The 15259-nt window shown below is 65.7% G+C and carries 17 protein-coding genes; 8 read left to right on the top strand and 9 right to left on the bottom strand.

Annotated features, from left to right (window positions below; translation table 11 throughout):
- Positions 1–17: 17 nt before the first annotated feature.
- The gene (locus HU738_RS22035) at positions 18–281 is read right to left on the bottom strand and encodes a PA2433 domain-containing protein (RefSeq protein ID WP_054883865.1); all 264 of its coding nucleotides are present in this window, start codon (positions 279–281) and stop codon (positions 18–20) included.
- A gap of 94 nt (positions 282–375) precedes the next feature.
- A complete protein-coding gene (locus HU738_RS22030; protein WP_186604021.1) occupies positions 376–1296 on the bottom strand; it encodes a LysR family transcriptional regulator in 921 nt (306 codons plus the stop codon).
- A 122-nt stretch (positions 1297–1418) separates the two neighbouring features.
- On the opposite strand from HU738_RS22030, the gene HU738_RS22025 reads away from it, so the two are divergent.
- A complete protein-coding gene (locus tag HU738_RS22025; protein WP_186604020.1) occupies positions 1419–2153 on the top strand; it encodes an SDR family NAD(P)-dependent oxidoreductase in 735 nt (244 codons plus the stop codon).
- Positions 2154–2171: 18 nt separating this feature from the next.
- A complete protein-coding gene (locus HU738_RS22020) occupies positions 2172–2378 on the top strand; it encodes a tautomerase family protein (RefSeq protein WP_176508882.1) in 207 nt (68 codons plus the stop codon).
- 21 nt (positions 2379–2399) lie between these two features.
- On the opposite strand, the gene HU738_RS22015 is transcribed toward HU738_RS22020, so the two are convergent.
- Positions 2400–3281, bottom strand: coding sequence for a LysR family transcriptional regulator (locus HU738_RS22015; RefSeq protein WP_186604019.1), 882 nt, complete (start codon positions 3279–3281; stop codon positions 2400–2402).
- Positions 3282–3395: 114 nt separating this feature from the next.
- Between HU738_RS22015 and argC the strand changes: the two genes are divergently transcribed.
- Together argC and HU738_RS22005 are read left to right on the top strand one after the other, a co-directional pair.
- Positions 3396–4331 (top strand): N-acetyl-gamma-glutamyl-phosphate reductase, encoded by a 936-nt coding sequence (gene argC / locus HU738_RS22010; protein ID WP_186604018.1) that lies wholly within the window; start codon positions 3396–3398, stop codon positions 4329–4331.
- Positions 4332–4404: 73 nt separating this feature from the next.
- Entirely contained in the window at positions 4405–5091 is a 687-nt protein-coding gene (locus HU738_RS22005) for a GNAT family N-acetyltransferase (RefSeq protein WP_186604017.1), read from the top strand.
- A gap of 26 nt (positions 5092–5117) precedes the next feature.
- On the opposite strand, the gene HU738_RS22000 is transcribed toward HU738_RS22005, so the two are convergent.
- The 5 genes from HU738_RS22000 to HU738_RS21980 are packed head-to-tail and all read right to left on the bottom strand — an operon-like array spanning position 5118 to position 9556.
- Positions 5118–5873, bottom strand: a complete 756-nt coding sequence (locus HU738_RS22000; protein ID WP_099813476.1) for an ABC transporter permease — start codon at positions 5871–5873, stop codon at positions 5118–5120.
- Positions 5873–7078, bottom strand: a complete 1206-nt coding sequence (locus HU738_RS21995) for an ABC transporter substrate-binding protein (protein WP_186604016.1) — start codon at positions 7076–7078, stop codon at positions 5873–5875. Before HU738_RS21995 ends, HU738_RS22000 begins: the two co-directional genes overlap by 1 nt.
- The gene (locus HU738_RS21990; protein ID WP_176508888.1) at positions 7065–7886 is read right to left on the bottom strand and encodes an ABC transporter ATP-binding protein; all 822 of its coding nucleotides are present in this window, start codon (positions 7884–7886) and stop codon (positions 7065–7067) included. Before HU738_RS21990 ends, HU738_RS21995 begins: the two co-directional genes overlap by 14 nt.
- Positions 7883–8947 carry an acyl-CoA dehydrogenase family protein gene (locus HU738_RS21985; RefSeq protein ID WP_176508889.1) on the bottom strand — a complete coding sequence of 355 codons (1065 nt, stop codon included), beginning with the start codon at positions 8945–8947 and terminating at the stop codon, positions 7883–7885. Before HU738_RS21985 ends, HU738_RS21990 begins: the two co-directional genes overlap by 4 nt.
- Positions 8948–8995: 48 nt before the next feature.
- Positions 8996–9556 carry a carboxymuconolactone decarboxylase family protein gene (locus HU738_RS21980; protein WP_054887183.1) on the bottom strand — a complete coding sequence of 187 codons (561 nt, stop codon included), beginning with the start codon at positions 9554–9556 and terminating at the stop codon, positions 8996–8998.
- A 103-nt stretch (positions 9557–9659) separates the two neighbouring features.
- Between HU738_RS21980 and HU738_RS21975 the strand changes: the two genes are divergently transcribed.
- Positions 9660–10565 carry an AraC family transcriptional regulator gene (locus HU738_RS21975; protein ID WP_186604015.1) on the top strand — a complete coding sequence of 302 codons (906 nt, stop codon included), beginning with the start codon at positions 9660–9662 and terminating at the stop codon, positions 10563–10565.
- 47 nt (positions 10566–10612) lie between these two features.
- Here HU738_RS21975 and katG read toward each other — a convergent pair whose 3' ends face one another.
- The gene (gene katG, locus HU738_RS21970; RefSeq protein WP_186604014.1) at positions 10613–12868 is read right to left on the bottom strand and encodes a catalase/peroxidase HPI; all 2256 of its coding nucleotides are present in this window, start codon (positions 12866–12868) and stop codon (positions 10613–10615) included.
- A gap of 348 nt (positions 12869–13216) precedes the next feature.
- Between katG and HU738_RS21965 the strand changes: the two genes are divergently transcribed.
- The 3 genes from HU738_RS21965 (at position 13217) to HU738_RS21955 (ending at position 15251) form a co-directional block, all read left to right on the top strand.
- The gene (locus tag HU738_RS21965) at positions 13217–14125 is read left to right on the top strand and encodes a LysR family transcriptional regulator (RefSeq protein ID WP_054887186.1); all 909 of its coding nucleotides are present in this window, start codon (positions 13217–13219) and stop codon (positions 14123–14125) included.
- Positions 14126–14226: 101 nt separating this feature from the next.
- On the top strand, positions 14227–14826 hold the full coding sequence (locus tag HU738_RS21960; protein ID WP_186604013.1) for an ATPase: 600 nt from the start codon (positions 14227–14229) through the stop codon (positions 14824–14826).
- A gap of 107 nt (positions 14827–14933) precedes the next feature.
- Positions 14934–15251, top strand: coding sequence for a DUF2388 domain-containing protein (locus HU738_RS21955; protein WP_176508893.1), 318 nt, complete (start codon positions 14934–14936; stop codon positions 15249–15251).
- Positions 15252–15259 lie beyond the last annotated feature (8 nt).

Genomic DNA, 15259 nt, shown 5'->3' with positions numbered 1-15259 from the left:
CCCGCAGCAACGTGGCGCTATCGGCTGCGCGCCTTGTTATAGATACTTTTGGCCTGGTCGGCAGCAGACTGACACTTGGCCATATCGCCGGCATCCCGAGCCTTTTTGGCTTCCTCCCATTTCACTTTGAAATCATGGGCCATGCCGCCGTGCATGCCCTGGCCACTGGCTTTGTGGTCGTCTTCCAGTTCCTTGATCTTCGCATCGCAGTTGGTTTTGGGGTCAGCGTGTGCAGCAACACTCAGCACTGAAGCAATTACCAGCAATAAGATGGATTTCATGGAGCGTTCTCCTGGGAAATCAGAATGATCATCGAGAGACATTTGGCTCGACGCAGGGGAAAGCATAGTCGGCGATGGCGCTGGCTGTGTCGGTTCAGTTCGTCGGTCGTCGCCCCTCGGCAAACAGGAAGTCGATGAACGCCCGTACCCGCAAGGGCATGTGCCGGGCCTGCGGGTAGATCAGCATGAAGGGGCGCGAGGTGCCACCGTATGCAGCCAATACCTCGACCAGCTCACCACTGGCCAGTGCGTCCTGCACGGTGAAGCGGTAGGCCTGCATCAGGCCGCCGCCATGACGCACCAGTGTCGCGCTCGCCAGGAAATCGCCCTGGCAGGTGACCCCTCCTTGGGTCTCGATTTCAACCTCGCGGCCTTCGATGCGGAAACTCCACGGCAGACGGCGGCCGGTACTGGCCAGCTCGAACTGGATGCACTCATGCCCGGCCAGGTCCTGCGGCACTTGCGGCTTGCCCATGCGCGTCAGGTAGGCCGGTGTCGCCACCACCACCAACTCGGCATTCTCCAGGCGCCGCGCCACCAGCCGCGAATCGGCGGGCTCACGGCCGCGGATGGCGAGGTCGAAGGGCTCCTCGGCGAAGTCGACGTTGCGATTGCTGACATGCACATCCACCTGCACCTGCGGATAGCGCTGACGGAACGCCGGCAGCAACGGCAACAAGCGGTAATGCGCATAGGGAGTGGGTGCACTGATGCGCAGGCGACCGCTTGGCACGGCCTGGCCACCGGCGGCCTGGCGCTCCGCCTCGAGCAGTTGCCCGAGTGCCTGACGGCATTGCTGATAATAGGCTTGGCCGGCGTCGGACAAGCGCATCTGCCGCGTGGTCCGCACCAGCAGGCGCACGCCCAGGCGCTCCTCCAGGCGTGCCACGCTGCGGCTTACCGCTGCCGGGGTGACACCGGCCTCGGCGGCTGCAGCGGTGAAGCTGCCGGTCTCGGCTGCCAGGCAGAACAGCTCCAGGCTGCCCAGTTGCAGATCGTCGAAGTGGCGGGTCATGGCAGCTCGATTGATTACATGATGTATCGATTGAAATGCCACACAGCTCATTTTTCAAGTTGGCGTTGCGCCCTACATTGGCTTGCACACGAGCCACCGGCTCACTTCCGGAGAACGCAAACATGAGCACGCCAAGAACCGTCATCATCACCGGGGCCTCCAGCGGCCTGGGCTTCGCCCTCGCCGAGGCGTTCCTCGAACGCGGCGACAACGTAATCGGCAACGCCCGCAGCCAGGCACGCCTGGACCAGGCCTCGGCCCGCCTCGGTCACCCGCAGCGCTTCGTCGGCGTGGCTGGCGACATCGCCGCAGCCGAGACTGCCCAGCGCCTGCTTGCCACGGCCCAGGCGACCTTCGGCGGCGTCGACATCCTGATCAACAACGCCGGAATCTTCATTCCCAAGCCTTTCACCGAGTACAGCGAGACAGACCTCGACGCACTGGTCGGCACCAACCTCAAGGGCTTTTTCTACCCGTCGCAGGCAGCGGCAAGGGTCATGGCTGCGCAAGGCCATGGGCAGATCATCGCCATCACCGCCTCCATCGCACTGCAGCCGGATACCCGCGTACCGGCGCTGTTGCCAGTGCTGGTCAAGGGCGGGCTGAATCAGGCGGTCAAGGGCCTGGCCCTGGAGCTGGCAGCCAGCGGCGTGCAGGTCAATGCGGTAGCCCCCGGGATCATCGATACACCGCTGCACGGCGGCTCGGTCGAGGCCCTTGGCGGGCTTTCACCCAGCGGCCGCACGGGCAAGCCGCAGGATGTGGTAGACGCCGTGCTGTACCTGACCGACGCACGCTTCGTCAGCGGCGTCATCCTGCCCGTGGACGGTGGCAGCACCGCCGGTACCTGGCACTGAACCGAGGAGCGAACAGCCATGCCGTACGTACATATCCGGGTGACCGATGAAGGGGTTACCCAGCAACACAAGCGCCAGCTCATCGAGGGCACCACGCGGTTGCTGGAACAGGTGCTGGGCAAGCCTCCGGCCAGTACCTTCGTGGTGATCGAGGAGGTGCCGACGGATAACTGGGGGGTGGGCGGCGAGACCGTGACGGCGGTGCGCCTGCGCGAGCGGGGCTGACCCCGGGCCGCTTTGCAGCCCTTACTGCCGCAACCGTTCCAGCGCTTGCAGCACTAACGCCGTTGCCCGCTCCACTTGCCCTTCCCGGCAGGCAATCCCCAGCTGCCGCCACAACCCGGGCCGCAGCGGCCGGCGGGCAATCCGCCGGTCCAGTTCGGCGGCCTCGCCTTCCTGCGGCAACAAGGTCGCGCCATAGCCCGCCCCGACCAGGCTCTTGATCGCATCGTTGTAGTTCAGCTCGATTCGCGGCTCGGGATACAAGCCCGCCGCCGCGAACCACTCACCGGTCACCCGCGATAACTGGGTGCTGTGGTCATTGAGGATCAACGCACGCTGCGCCAGCCAGGCCGGGGTGACCTTGGCCGGCGGCTGCCAGTCGGCCGGCACATACGCCAGAATCGGGTCGCGCCGCCAGGGCGTGAGCCTGACACCCTTGCCGGCCACCTGCGGCAGCGCGACCAGGCCGATATCCAGGCTGCCTTCTCGCAAGCGCGCCAGGGAAGCCTGGGAGGTCAGCACCTGAACCTGCACGTCGATACCGGGGTGCGCCTCTTTCAAATGCTCCAGGGCCTTGGGCAACAAGTGGGCAATGGCACCCGTGGATGCCCCCAGACGCACCCGCCCGGTCAGGCCCTCGACCTGGCGACGCACTTCGTCCAACGCCAGGTCGGCATCGGCCAGCAAACGCCGGGCCCTACCCAGCAGGGTCTCGCCGATGGCCGTCGGGCGCACCTGGTTGCGGTTGCGCGTCAGCAGCGGCGCACCGACCCGCGCCTCCAGCTCGGCCACGTGCAGGCTGATGGTGGGCGGCGCGAGGTTGAGCTGACGGGCGGCTTCGGCAAACGAGCCCAGGTCGGTAACCACTACCAAGGTTCGCAGGCGGTCGAGGCTGATTTCGCGCATGGGCGGCGATCCTTGATTCATGAAAGCTGAACGTCAGCGTCATCATATTCAAATTTTCTTTCCCAGCGCCACAGGCGAGCATAGGCCATCTCCTCCGCTGACCGGACTCCGACCATGCACACCCCTGTTGTCTTCATCGACGGTGACCAAGGCACCACCGGCCTGCAGATCCATGCCCGCCTGCAAGGCCGCACCGACCTGCGCCTGCTGACCCTGCCGCAAGCCGAGCGCAAGGACCCGCAGCGCCGCGCCGATGCCATCAACAGCGCCGACATCGCCTTGCTGTGCCTGCCCGACGATGCTGCACGCACGGCCGTGGCGGCCATCGAGAACCCGGCCGTACGGGTGATCGACGCCAGCTCCGCGCACCGCACTACGCCAGGCTGGGTCTACGGCCTGCCGGAGCTGGACGAGCAGCAGGCCGAGCGTATCGCCCAGGCCAAGCGGGTCAGCAACCCCGGCTGCTACCCGACCGGCGCCATCGCCCTGCTGCGCCCGCTGGTCAAGGCCGGCCTGCTGCCGGCCGACTACCCGCTGAGCATCCACGCCATCTCGGGTTATTCCGGCGGTGGTCGTGCCGCCGTCGAGCGGCACGAAACACCGGGCGCTGAACATCCCCCCATCCTGCAGGTGTATGGCCTGGAACTGGCGCACAAGCACGTGCCGGAAATCCAGCTGCACGCGGGCCTGTCGGCACGGCCCATGTTCCTGCCCGGTTACGCGGCCTATCGCCAGGGCATCGTCCTGAGCATTCCCCTGCAGCTGCGCCTGCTGCCGGGCCAGCCGCGCGCCGAGCAGTTGCAAGCCTGCCTGGAGCACCACTACCAGGGTGCCCGCCATGTGCAGGTGATGCCCCTGCACCAGCAAGGCCCGGCCACCCCGCTCGACCCGCAGGCGCTGAATGACAGCAACGACCTGCGCCTGGCGCTGTACGCCAACCCCGAGCACGGCCAGGTGCTGCTGACGGCGGTGTTCGACAACCTGGGCAAGGGTGCCTCGGGCGCGGCCGTGCAGAACCTCGACCTGATGCTCGCCGCGATGCGCGGCTAAAAAGGGTTTAGACTGTGCACCCCGCGCCACCTCGGCGCGGGATGAGCCAATCGCAGCCGGAGCCCGTTTACCGATGTTCATCCTGAGCCGCCTCGACAGCGTGCCGCCCGAATCTTTCCAGAACCAGATCCGCGAGCTGGTGATCCACAACGTCGGCGATCTGAGCAGTGTCGCCATTCGCGCCGAAAACCCGCTGTATCCGCTGTACCAGTACGGTGTCGGCATGGAGGTGCACCAGTACCTGCAAGCCATGGACGGCACCCGTGGCCTGGCTGTGGAACTGACCCTGGCCCTGGATGCCGATGCCCCGGACCAGTTGCTCGGTTTCGCCCTGACCTTGCCGGCCCAGGACAACCCCCGGGCCTGCGCCCTGGCGTTTCTGGCCGTGGCACCCAGCCACCGCCGCCAAGGCATTGCCCGTGCCCTGCTGGGTGACGCGCAGGCGCGCTATGCCAGCGTCGAGCTGAATGCGTTTGCCAGCCAGGTGCCGTGGTTCGAGAGCATGGGCATGCAGGTGGTCGCCGCCAGCGGGCCGCAGGTGCTGATGAGCAGCACCGGCCAGGCCAGTGGCGCGCTGATCGGGCGGCTGGACATTGCGCCGATCTACCAGACTGCGGAAGTCCTGCAGATCCACACCTACCTGCTCAATCAGCAGGGTGAAGATGCGATGGTCGATGCCGAGCAGCAGCGGGATGCGTGGCTGGATGAATTGACCGCCCAGGCCAAGGCCTGTGTGCGGGAGCGCAGATCGGTGCATTAAGCCCGCGAACAAGCACAACTGGCCGGTCAGGCATGCACCCAGCGCCGATGCAACCCGCGGGCCAGCGCATCGAGCATGAACCCGAGCACGCCGATCAGCAGCACCATCGCCATCAGTTCCGAGTAAGCCAGGCGGTCGCGGGTATCGAGAATGAAATACCCAAGCCCCGCACTCACCCCGAGCATCTCGCACGGCACCAGCACGATCCACAGGATGCCAATCGCCAGGCGCACCCCGGTCAGCACATGGCCGATGACCCCCGGCACGATCACCTTGCACAAGGTTTCCCAGCGCGTGGCACTGAGGCTGCGGCTCAACTGCAGCCAGCGCGGGTCGAGCTGGCGCACGCCTGCGGCGGTGTTGAGCAGGATCGGCCAGAGTGCGGCAAAGGCCAGAAGGAAGTAGATCGGCTGGTCACCCACGCCCATCAGCATCACCACCACTGGCATCCACGACAAGGGCGAGATCATCCGCAGGAACTGGAACGCCGGCGTGGTCGCTGCTTCCAGGTGCCGATAGCTACCCACCAGCAGCCCCAGCGGCACGCCGATCAGCAGCGCCAGCAACAAGCCGACCAGAATGCGCTTGAGGCTGACCCAGACATGCCCGTAGACCTCGCCTTGGCCAAGCAACTCGACCAGGCTGGCCAGGGTCGCCTGGGGCGAGAAGCGTGCCGACAGGCCGTCAGCCTCGCCGAACAGCTGAACACCCGCCCACCACAGCAGCAGCAACCCCAGCAGGCCCGCCAGCCCCAGGCCGGCAGCTACGACGTGCTTGCCCATCAGACCGCGAACTCCTCGCTACGCTGGAAGTTCTCGGCGATGCCGAACACCGACGGGCCACCGACTGCGGCAATGGCGTTGCGCACGAAGCGGTCGTCGACCAGGTCGCGGGCCGTCTGCACCGGGTCCAACCCGGCGAGGAAGCCGCTTTCGCCCTCGATCAGGGTGTGCTTCAGGCGCTTGACCAGTTCTTCGGTGTAGCTGGGGTATGGGTAGGGCTGGAAGTCGATGCGCTTCTCGTCCCATTGCTGATGCCGGATCGCACCACTGGCCACGTAGCCAGCGCGGTCTTCGGCGGCCGGCGCCAGCACCTTGGTCAGCACCGCCGGTTCATGCGGCGTGTACTTGTTGGGGCCCGTCTTGGACAGCAACGCTGCCGCTTCGGCGCGGTGGTCGCGCGTCCATTGCTGGGCCTTGACGATGGCGTTGACCACCTTCTGCGACCACTCCGGGCGGTTGTTCAGGTCGTGCTCATGCATGAACACCACGCAGCAGGCGTGGTTGCGCCACACATCGCCGGTAAAGCGCTGCACGCGGCCGACCTTGAGGTTCTCGGCCAGGGCATTGAAGGGTTCGGCGACGATGTAGCCGGCGATGCGCTTGCTGGCCAGGGCCGGCGGCATGTCCGAGGGCGGCAGCACCAGCAGGTTGACCTCATTGGCCGCCAGCGTGGCATTGGCAGGTTTCGACACCGGGGTCAGGCCGTTGTCATTGAGCATCTGCTGCAATACCACATTGTGGATCGAGTACCAGAACGGGATGGCCACTGTCTTGCCGCCCAGTTGCTTCATGTCGCTGATGTCCGGCGCCACGGTCAGGCCCGAGCCGCCGACATGGTTCCAGGCCACCACCTTGGCCGGTACCTTGCTGCCGTAACGTGCCCACACGGTCATCGGCGAAAGCAGGTGGATGACGTTGACCTGGCCGGAGATGAACGCCTCGATCACCTGCGCCCAGCTGCGCAGCAATACCGGGCGCTCGGCCTTGATGCCTTCGGCCTCGAACAGGCCGTTGTTGTGCGCCACCAGCAGCGGCGTGGCGTCGGTGATCGGCAGGTAGCCGATGCGCACCGGCGCATCGGGTTCGGCGGCGGCGCGGGCCTGCAAGCTGGAGAGCAGCGGTACGGCGCCGGCAGCGGTAAGCATGGCGCTGAGCTTGAGGAAATCACGACGCGAGGTGGAGGAACAGCAGTCATCCATGCACATGGGCAGGCTCCGGAGTCAACGAGGTAGGGGAAGGTTCAGCCGTGCGGCTCGCCCGCCGAAGGGTCTTGAGTATCTCGATTCGCAGCGCGCCCAGCTCCTCGACCCGCTGCGTGCGCGGTTGCGGCAGGTCGATGTGCCATTGACCAAGGACGTGCGCCGGGTGGTTGCCCAGTAGCAGAACCCGGTCGGACAACAACAGGGCTTCGTCGATGTCGTGGGTAATCAGCACCGCCGCCGTGTTGTGAGCGGCGATCAGTTGCAGCAGCAATTGCTGCATGTCGGCACGGGTCACTTCATCGAGCGCGCCGAACGGCTCGTCGAGCAGCAGGACTTCGGGCTGGCGCGCCAGGCAACGGGCCAGCGCGGTGCGCTGGGCCATGCCGCCAGACAACTGCGCCGGATACTGGTTGCGCGCATGGGCCAGGCCCACCGCGCTGATGGCCTGGTCGATGCGCGCGCGGCGCTCGGCTGACGACAGCTTGGGCTGGCGGGCGAAATCCAGGCCGAAGGCGACGTTCTTTTCCAGGCTCAGCCAGGGCAGCAGGCTCGGGTCCTGAAAGGCCACCGCCAGGCGCGGGTGCGGCCCCTGCAGCGGCTCGCCGTGCAGGGTCACGCGGCCGCTGCGCGGTTGCTGCAAACCGGCCAGCACCCGCAGCAGGCTGGACTTGCCGACGCCACTGGGGCCGAGGATGGTCACCACCTCGCCTGGCGCCAGTTGCAGGTCAAAGCGCGCCAGCACCTCCTGCCAACCACCCTCGCGCGGGTAGCCCAGGCTGATCGCGCAGGCTTGGAGTAGCGGTTGGCTCATGCGCTGGCGGCCTGGCGATGCAGCTCGGCGCGCAGTTGCACCAGGCTTGGGGTAACGATCGGCACGAACGCCGACTCGCGCCAGCGGCGGGCGAAGCCGGCCCCGAACTCATCCAGGTACGCCTTGCCGCCGCTGGCCTGCAGCTCCAGCTGCACGGCGTCGGCAGCACTTTCGGCGAGGGTGATGCGCAGCTTGAACAGCGCCGCCGGCTGGCCCTGGTAACGCCCTTCGAGCAGGCCTTGCTTGAGCTCGGCGACGGTGTTTTCCAGGCGTTCCTTGAGCACCTGGCGGTGTTCTTCGAGGAACGACAGGCGCCCGTGCAGGTGTTCGTGGACTTCCTCCAGCGAGCGCCGCGCCAGGCCAATGGCCATGCCGCACTGCAGGGCGAGGAACGCCGGGCGCACCTTGGGCAGGAATTCGCGGGCGTTTTCATGCAACAGCCAGTCGCGGCTCAACTGCACCTGATGAAACGCCAACGCGGCCGTGTTGCTCGATTGCAGGCCCATCAGTTCCAGGTCGTCAGAGCGCTCCAGGCCCTGGCTGTCGGAGGGAATGGCCATCACGAAGGGCGAGCCACCGGCGTCGTCCTCGATGGCCGCCGCCACGACGAAGCCGCTCTTGCGCAGGTTGGTCACCCAGTGCAGGCGGCCTTCCAACGTCCAGCCCGCCGCCTCGCAGCGGCCACGCACCTGCAAGGCCTCGATGCCGGAAAGGAACTTCATGGCGTTCGACAAGCCGGTGGCACCGGCCAGCTCGCCGGTCAGCAGGTTGGGCAGCAAGCGCTCGCGCAAGCCCTGGTTGGGGCTTTGCAGCAGGTATTCGATAAACGCGCGCTGGCCCCAGCAAACGAAGGCTGCGGCCAGTGAGCGGCTGGCGATGGCGGCGATGGCTTCGACCGCATCGGTGACTGCGCCGCCGCTGCCGCCCAGTGCCGGGGCGACGCCAACGCGCAGCAGTTGCGATTCGGCTATATGCGCCAGCACGTGCTGCGGGTCACATTGGCCCTGGTCGATTGCCTCGGCATTGGCATCCAGCCATTGACGAAATGCAGCATCAAGCATGTCCCTACTCCTTTTGAAATCACAGGCGCCACCCGCGCCAGGCGTCGATTACGCAGTTGGCTGCCAGCGGTACTTGCTCAGTTCGTCGTTGAGCGGCGTCTGGGCGAACACATTAGCAAAGTTGCACAGGGTTGCGAGACTCACGCCCAGAATCACTTCCAGGGCGTTGCCCTCGGTGAAACCGGCTGCGCGGAAGGCCTGGTAGGTGGCGTCGCTGACGTTGCCGCGGGTGGCAATCACTTCACGGGCGAATTCGGCCAGGGTCTCGTAGCGGGCATCCGGCAGTTCACCACGGGCGCGCAGGGCGTCGACCACTTCGGCGGGCAGCTTGGCCTTGTTCAGGGCCACGGCAGTGTGGCCGGCGACGCAGAAGTCGCAGCCGTGCTGGGTGGCGGCAATCAGTTGCACCACTTCACGCTCGGCCAGGGACAACTCGGACTTGCCGTTCAGGGCCGAGACGGTGACATAGGTCTCCAGCGCTGCCGGGGCATTGGCCAGCACGCCGAGCAGGTTGGGAATGAAGCCGGAGTTCTTCTGGGCGTTCTCGAGGAACGGGCGGGCCGCTTCCGGAGCGCTCTGCAGAGTGTGTAGAGTAATGCGCGAGGTCATGGAGTGGTCTCCTGTCGATGTAGATTGCTACAGTCTGTTGGTTATAAGAATTACCCTCCATATTCATCAGTCGCCTTTCCTTGCTCCTGAGTCTTTGCATTAGATGATTTCATCCAGCCATCTTGTCGATTGGTTATTAGAAGGCCTCGAACTCGATGCCAGCCTGTTTCATGTCGGCCGCTATTGCGGTGGCTGGCATGCCAGCACCCAAGGCATGGGCCGCGCCAGTTTTCACCTGGTGGTGCAGGGGCATTGCTGGTTGCACCTCGATGGCCAGAGCGAGGCTGTGCGCCTGGCCGCCGGCGATGCCGTGTTCCTGCTGCGCGACCTGGGCTATCGGCTATCCAGCGACCAGGACCCGATTACCGCCTGCGACCAGCCACGCCAGCCAATGCAGGCACTGGATGCGACGGCGAGCGACGGGGTGGGCCTGGTATGCGGGTTCTTCGACTTCCGCGCCGGGTTGTCGTCGCTGATCGTCGATGGGCTGGCCGACTGGATCGTGCTGCGTGCCGATGAACCGGCCGGGCATGCGGCGCGGGCATTGTTCGGGCTGATTCTGGAGGAGTGCCAGCGCTCGCCCTCGCAGACGATGCTGGAACGCCTCACCCAGTTGCTGTTCCTGTATGTGCTGCGCCAGCAGGTGCATGGCGGGCAGTCGCTTGGCGGGCTGGTCGCCCTCGCCCGTCAGCCGGCGTTCGCCGGGTTGCTGGAGCAATTGATCGAACAGCCTGGCCAGGCCTGGACACTGGAGAACATGGCCGCCTGCACCGGGTTGTCGCGCTCGGCGTTCTTCAAGCGGTTCAATGAACTGGCCGGGCAGTCGCCGGGGCAGGTGCTGCTGGCACTGCGCATGCGCCATGCCAGCCGGTTGTTGCAGGCGGGCAATACCGTGGAGCAAGTGGGGGCGCAGGTCGGGTATCAGTCGGTGGCGGCGTTTACCCGGGCGTTTGCCAAGACCGTGGGTGTGCAACCGGGGGCGTATCGACGCCAGCACGAGCAGCGCTGACCTGCTGAAAGGGGGCGCAAAGCGCCCCCTGGCTGCCAGCGAGAACGCTATTTCAGGTCGAAGCGATCGAGTTCCATCACTTTTACCCAGGCCGCCACGAAGTCCTTGACGAACTTGTCATTGCCATCGCTGCTGCCATACACCTCGCTCAGCGCCCGCAACTGCGCGTGCGAGCCGAACACCAGGTCGACCCGGCTGCCCGTCCACTTCACCTGCCCGGTCTTGCGATCACGGCCTTCGAAGCGCTCGTTGTCCGCCGAAGTCGGCTTCCATTCCACGCCCATGTCCAGCAGGTTGCGGAAGAAGTCGTTGCTCAGGGTGCCAGGCTTGTCGGTGAACACACCGTCCTTGCTGCCGCCATGGTTGGCACCCAGCACACGCAGGCCACCGATCAGCACGGTCAGTTCAGGCGCGGTCAGGGTCAGCAACTGGGCCTTGTCCAGCAACAGCTTCTCGGCCTTGACGCTGTAGCGGGCCTTGCTGAAGTTGCGGAATCCATCGGCCAGCGGCTCAAGCACGGCAAACGACTCGACGTCGGTCTGCGCCTGCGAGGCATCGACACGGCCCGGGCGGAAGCCCACGCTGACGTTGTGCCCGGCATCCTTGGCCGCCTTTTCCACGGCGGCAGAACCGGCGAGGACGATCAGGTCGGCCAGGGAGATCTTCTTGCCGCCGGCGTTGAACTCGCCCTGGATCTTCTCCAGCGCCGCCAGCACCTTGCCAGTGCCCTGGTTCGCCGCCCAGTCCTTCTGCGGTGCCAGGCGCAGGCGGCCACCGTTGGCCCCCCCGCGCTTGTCCGAGCCACGGAAGGTCGAGGCAGCCGCCCAGGCGGTGGACACCAGTTCGGCAACGCTCAGGCCCGACGCAAGAATCCTGGCCTTGAGCCCGGCGATGTCCTGTTCGTCCACCAGCGGGTGGTCGGCTTTGGGCAGCGGGTCTTGCCACAGCAGCTCTTCGTTGGGCATTTCCGGGCCCAGGTAGCGCGCCAGCGGCCCCATGTCACGGTGGATCAGCTTGTACCAGGCGCGGGCGAAGGCGTCGGCCAGCTGGTCGGGGTTGTCCTTGAAGCGCTTGGCGATCGGCCCGTAGATCGGGTCGAAGCGCAGGGCCAGGTCAGAGGTGAGCATGGACGGTGCATGCTTCTTGCCCGGATCGTGGGCATCCGGCACGGTGCCTGCGCCTTTGCCATCCTTCGGTCGCCACTGGTGCGCACCGGCCGGGCTCTTGGTCAGTTCCCACTCGAAGTTGAACAGGTTGTTGAGGTACTCGTTGCTCCAACGCGTCGGCGTCGACGTCCAGGTCACCTCCAGGCCGCTGGTAATGGTATCCCCGCCTTTGCCAGTGCCAAAACGGTTGGCCCAGCCGAGGCCCTGCAGTTCGAGGCTCGCCGCTTCCGGTTCAGGGCCTACGTTGTCGGCCGGGCCGGCACCGTGGGTCTTGCCGAAGGCATGGCCGCCCGCGATCAGCGCCACGGTTTCTTCGTCGTTCATCGCCATCCGGCCGAACGTTTCGCGAATATCCCGGCCTGATGCGACGGGGTCCGGGTTGCCTTCCGGGCCTTCCGGGTTGACGTAGATCAAGCCCATCTGCACCGCCGCCAGCGGGTTTTCCAGGTTGCGTTCGCCGCTGAGGTCACGGCTCTGTTCCTCGGGATGTTTCTGCGGCTCGGCGACCAGGTCACCCTGGCCTGGCGGCTGAGCCTTGACCTGCTCCTTGCCATAACGGGTGTCACCACCGAGCCAGACCTTTTCAGAACCCCAGTACACGTCTTCGTCCGGCTCCCACACATCGGCGCGGCCGCCAGAGAAACCAAAGGTCTTGAAGCCCATGGATTCGAGGGCGACGTTACCCGTGAGCACGATCAGGTCGGCCCAGGAGATCTTGTTGCCATACTTCTGCTTGATCGGCCACAGCAGGCGCCGGGCCTTGTCCAGGCTGACGTTGTCCGGCCAGCTGTTGAGCGGCGCGAAACGCTGCTGGCCGGAGCCGGCACCGCCACGGCCATCGCCGATGCGGTAGGTACCGGCGCTGTGCCAGGCCATGCGAATGAACAGCGGGCCGTAGTGGCCGAAGTCGGCTGGCCACCAGTCCTGTGAGTCGGTCATCAAGGCGGTCAGGTCTTTTTTCAGGGCCTGGAAATCGAGGCTCTTGAACGCCTTGGCATAGTCGAAATCCGGGTCAGGGTTGGATTTCGACGAGTGTTGATGGAGGATCCTGAGGTTGAGCTGGTCAGGCCACCAGTCACGGTTGGTGGTGCCGCCACCTGCGGTTTGATGGAACGGGCATTTCGATTCGTTCGACATCTGCTGTTACCTTTGGGTCGGTTATCCAGATTTCCGGTCTCTGCCAGGTGTTCTTTCAGCCGAGCACGTGGGCTCGTGCCTACCCCTCGTCAGGTCTGGTCGGCGAGGTGCCGACACGGGGCTGGCGAAGCTCCCACGTCACGTGCGGCGCGGTCTTGCACGCACGTGCTGCCACGCCGCGCGCAGGTGGATTTCGCAGGGCCAGGGGAAAGACTAGCCGAGCTTGGGCAGACTTCTAATAGAGTGGCTCTTCAAGGCTGATAGCCCCGGCACATCCATACAAGGCACAACGCCCTGTGTCGTGCTTCAATATGCCGCCAACCCCTCCAACCCGGTGAGCCAAGCCCCATGAACCGCAACGACCTGCGCCGCGTCGACATGAACCTGCTGGTGCTTTTCGAGGCCCTGATGATCGAACGCAACCTGACCCGGGTCGGCGAAAAGCTGTTCATCACCCAGTCCACCGTCAGCGCCGCCCTCGCCCGCCTGCGCGAGCTGTTCGACGACCCGCTGCTGATCCGCAGCGGCCGCGCCATGGAGCCCACTCCGCGGGCCATGCAGATCTTCGCCGAACTGGGCCCGGCCATGGACGTGATTTCGTCCGCGATCAGCCGCGCCCGTGACTTCGACCCGGCCAGCAGTTGCAACCAGTTCCGCCTGGGCCTGTCGGACGATGCCGAGTTCGGCCTGTTCCCGGCCTTGCTGCAAGCCCTGCGCGAGGAAGCGCCTGACATCAGCGTGGTGGTGCGCCGGGCCAATTTCCTGCTGATGCCAGGCCTGCTGGCCAGCGGCGAGATCTCTGTGGGGGTAAGCTACACCACCGACCTGCCCGCCACCGCCAAACGCCGCAAGCTGCGCGATATCGGCGTGCGTGTGCTGCGCGCCGACGACCGCCCCGGCCCGCTGACCCTCGACGAGTACTGTGCCCGGCCCCATGTGATGGTGTCGTTCTCAGGTGACATGAGCGGCAACATCGATCTCGACCTCGCACGCATCGGCCGCTGCCGCAAAGTGGTGCTGGCCGTGCCGCAGTTCGGCAGCCTGCGTGCACTGCTGCGCAATACCGAAATGATCGCCACCGTGCCGGACTATGCCGCCTGCGCCCTGGCAGACGATGGCAGCCTGCGCGCCGATCCCGCGCCGTTCGAGATCACCGAGGCCGAGCTGTCGATGGTCTGGAGCGGCGCCCACGATAACGACCCCGCCGAGCGCTGGCTGCGCGAGCGCATTCTGCAGTACATGGCCCGCCCGAGCTGATTCATCGACCCCATCGATAGCCACCATGAATGCCATCAAGTTCCGCCGCAGCCGCGACGGGCGGAAGATGGCGGCATTCACTGATCGATGAGGCGCTACCCATGAAAACCGGCATGCTCGCTGCCCTGCTCGCCCTGTTCGCTGCCCTTGGCGGTTGTGCCGCGCCGGCTGGCCAACAGGCTGCCCAGCCCTACGGGCACTTCTACTCGGCCACGGCCATTTCCAACGTCGCACTGGCGCCGGGGCAACATGTGGCCGTGCTGCTCGGGCGCAATGCCGACAGCACCCTCAGCTACCTGCAGCAGCACCGTGACGAGGCAGTGACCAAAGCACAGCCGCGCAGCATTCCGGTAGCCACCTTGCGCGGGGGCAGCCAGGCCTACGACTGGCTGGCGCATTCGCTGGCCCAGCAGTTCGCCGAAGTGACCTTCTACGAAGACCTGGACAGCCTGCTTGCCGACCACCCGGACGTGATCGTGCTGCTGGACAGCGAAAGCCGCCTGGCCACGGCAGACGTCGAGAGCCGGGTGGTGGCGCGGTTCTTCGACAGCCAGCTGACCTACATTGGCCGCGCCGAAGGGCGTGCGCACAAGGATGTCAGCAATGTAGCGCGGATGCTGGAAGATGAGCAGGCCGCCAAGGCCGATGCCCTGCGCGATTTCGATGCTTCGCTGCAGCGCTTGCTGGGCAGCAAGGTGTGAGCCACGAAGACGCTCCGGCAGAACCCAGGGAACTCCTGCCACTCGCCCGCCCTCTTAAACAGTGAGTGGTTTATTTCCTTGTGCTTCACGTTACTGGAGAACACAACATGCGCCACCTACTCCTCGCCCCTGCGCTGCTGCTCCTGTTGCCTGCCGGTGCGGCCCTGGCTGACGTCGACGCAGGCGACGTCGCCACCTCGGCCGGTGTTTCCGCCTCGCTGTATTCGACCTTCAAGGACGACAAACGCATCATCCCCGCACAGGACGAGCTGTCGGCCTTCGTCGCCAGTGGCGGGACCATTCGTGGCGCCTATGTGGAGTCGGCGCTGGAACAGGCTCGCAAGGATAATCCTGGCTTGCAGGCCAGTGACGAAGAGCTGGCCAAGGCAATCCTCTCGCAGGATGGTCCGGTCGCCCATCATTGAACTTTTGC

The organism is Pseudomonas vlassakiae (genome assembly GCF_014269035.2).
Classification (GTDB): domain Bacteria; phylum Pseudomonadota; class Gammaproteobacteria; order Pseudomonadales; family Pseudomonadaceae; genus Aquipseudomonas; species Aquipseudomonas vlassakiae.
This window is presented reverse-complemented; position numbering and strand designations above follow the sequence as displayed.

What these genes read in the sequence shown, in the direction of transcription:
- HU738_RS22035 (WP_054883865.1), bottom strand. Translation starts at nt 281, where the DNA reads ATGAAATCCATCTTATTGCTGGTAATTGCTTCAGTGCTGAGTGTTGCT.
- HU738_RS21960 (WP_186604013.1), top strand. Translation starts at nt 14,227, where the DNA reads ATGAAAACCGGCATGCTCGCTGCCCTGCTCGCCCTGTTCGCTGCCCTT.
- HU738_RS21995 (WP_186604016.1), bottom strand. Translation starts at nt 7,078, where the DNA reads ATGTGCATGGATGACTGCTGTTCCTCCACCTCGCGTCGTGATTTCCTC.
- HU738_RS21990 (WP_176508888.1), bottom strand. Translation starts at nt 7,886, where the DNA reads ATGAGCCAACCGCTACTCCAAGCCTGCGCGATCAGCCTGGGCTACCCG.
- HU738_RS22000 (WP_099813476.1), bottom strand. Translation starts at nt 5,873, where the DNA reads ATGGGCAAGCACGTCGTAGCTGCCGGCCTGGGGCTGGCGGGCCTGCTG.
- HU738_RS22015 (WP_186604019.1), bottom strand. Translation starts at nt 3,281, where the DNA reads ATGCGCGAAATCAGCCTCGACCGCCTGCGAACCTTGGTAGTGGTTACC.
- HU738_RS21965 (WP_054887186.1), top strand. Translation starts at nt 13,217, where the DNA reads ATGAACCGCAACGACCTGCGCCGCGTCGACATGAACCTGCTGGTGCTT.
- HU738_RS21955 (WP_176508893.1), top strand. Translation starts at nt 14,934, where the DNA reads ATGCGCCACCTACTCCTCGCCCCTGCGCTGCTGCTCCTGTTGCCTGCC.
- HU738_RS22025 (WP_186604020.1), top strand. Translation starts at nt 1,419, where the DNA reads ATGAGCACGCCAAGAACCGTCATCATCACCGGGGCCTCCAGCGGCCTG.
- HU738_RS22020 (WP_176508882.1), top strand. Translation starts at nt 2,172, where the DNA reads ATGCCGTACGTACATATCCGGGTGACCGATGAAGGGGTTACCCAGCAA.
- argC (WP_186604018.1), top strand. Translation starts at nt 3,396, where the DNA reads ATGCACACCCCTGTTGTCTTCATCGACGGTGACCAAGGCACCACCGGC.
- HU738_RS21985 (WP_176508889.1), bottom strand. Translation starts at nt 8,947, where the DNA reads ATGCTTGATGCTGCATTTCGTCAATGGCTGGATGCCAATGCCGAGGCA.
- HU738_RS21980 (WP_054887183.1), bottom strand. Translation starts at nt 9,556, where the DNA reads ATGACCTCGCGCATTACTCTACACACTCTGCAGAGCGCTCCGGAAGCG.
- HU738_RS22005 (WP_186604017.1), top strand. Translation starts at nt 4,405, where the DNA reads ATGTTCATCCTGAGCCGCCTCGACAGCGTGCCGCCCGAATCTTTCCAG.
- HU738_RS21975 (WP_186604015.1), top strand. Translation starts at nt 9,660, where the DNA reads ATGATTTCATCCAGCCATCTTGTCGATTGGTTATTAGAAGGCCTCGAA.
- katG (WP_186604014.1), bottom strand. Translation starts at nt 12,868, where the DNA reads ATGTCGAACGAATCGAAATGCCCGTTCCATCAAACCGCAGGTGGCGGC.
- HU738_RS22030 (WP_186604021.1), bottom strand. Translation starts at nt 1,296, where the DNA reads ATGACCCGCCACTTCGACGATCTGCAACTGGGCAGCCTGGAGCTGTTC.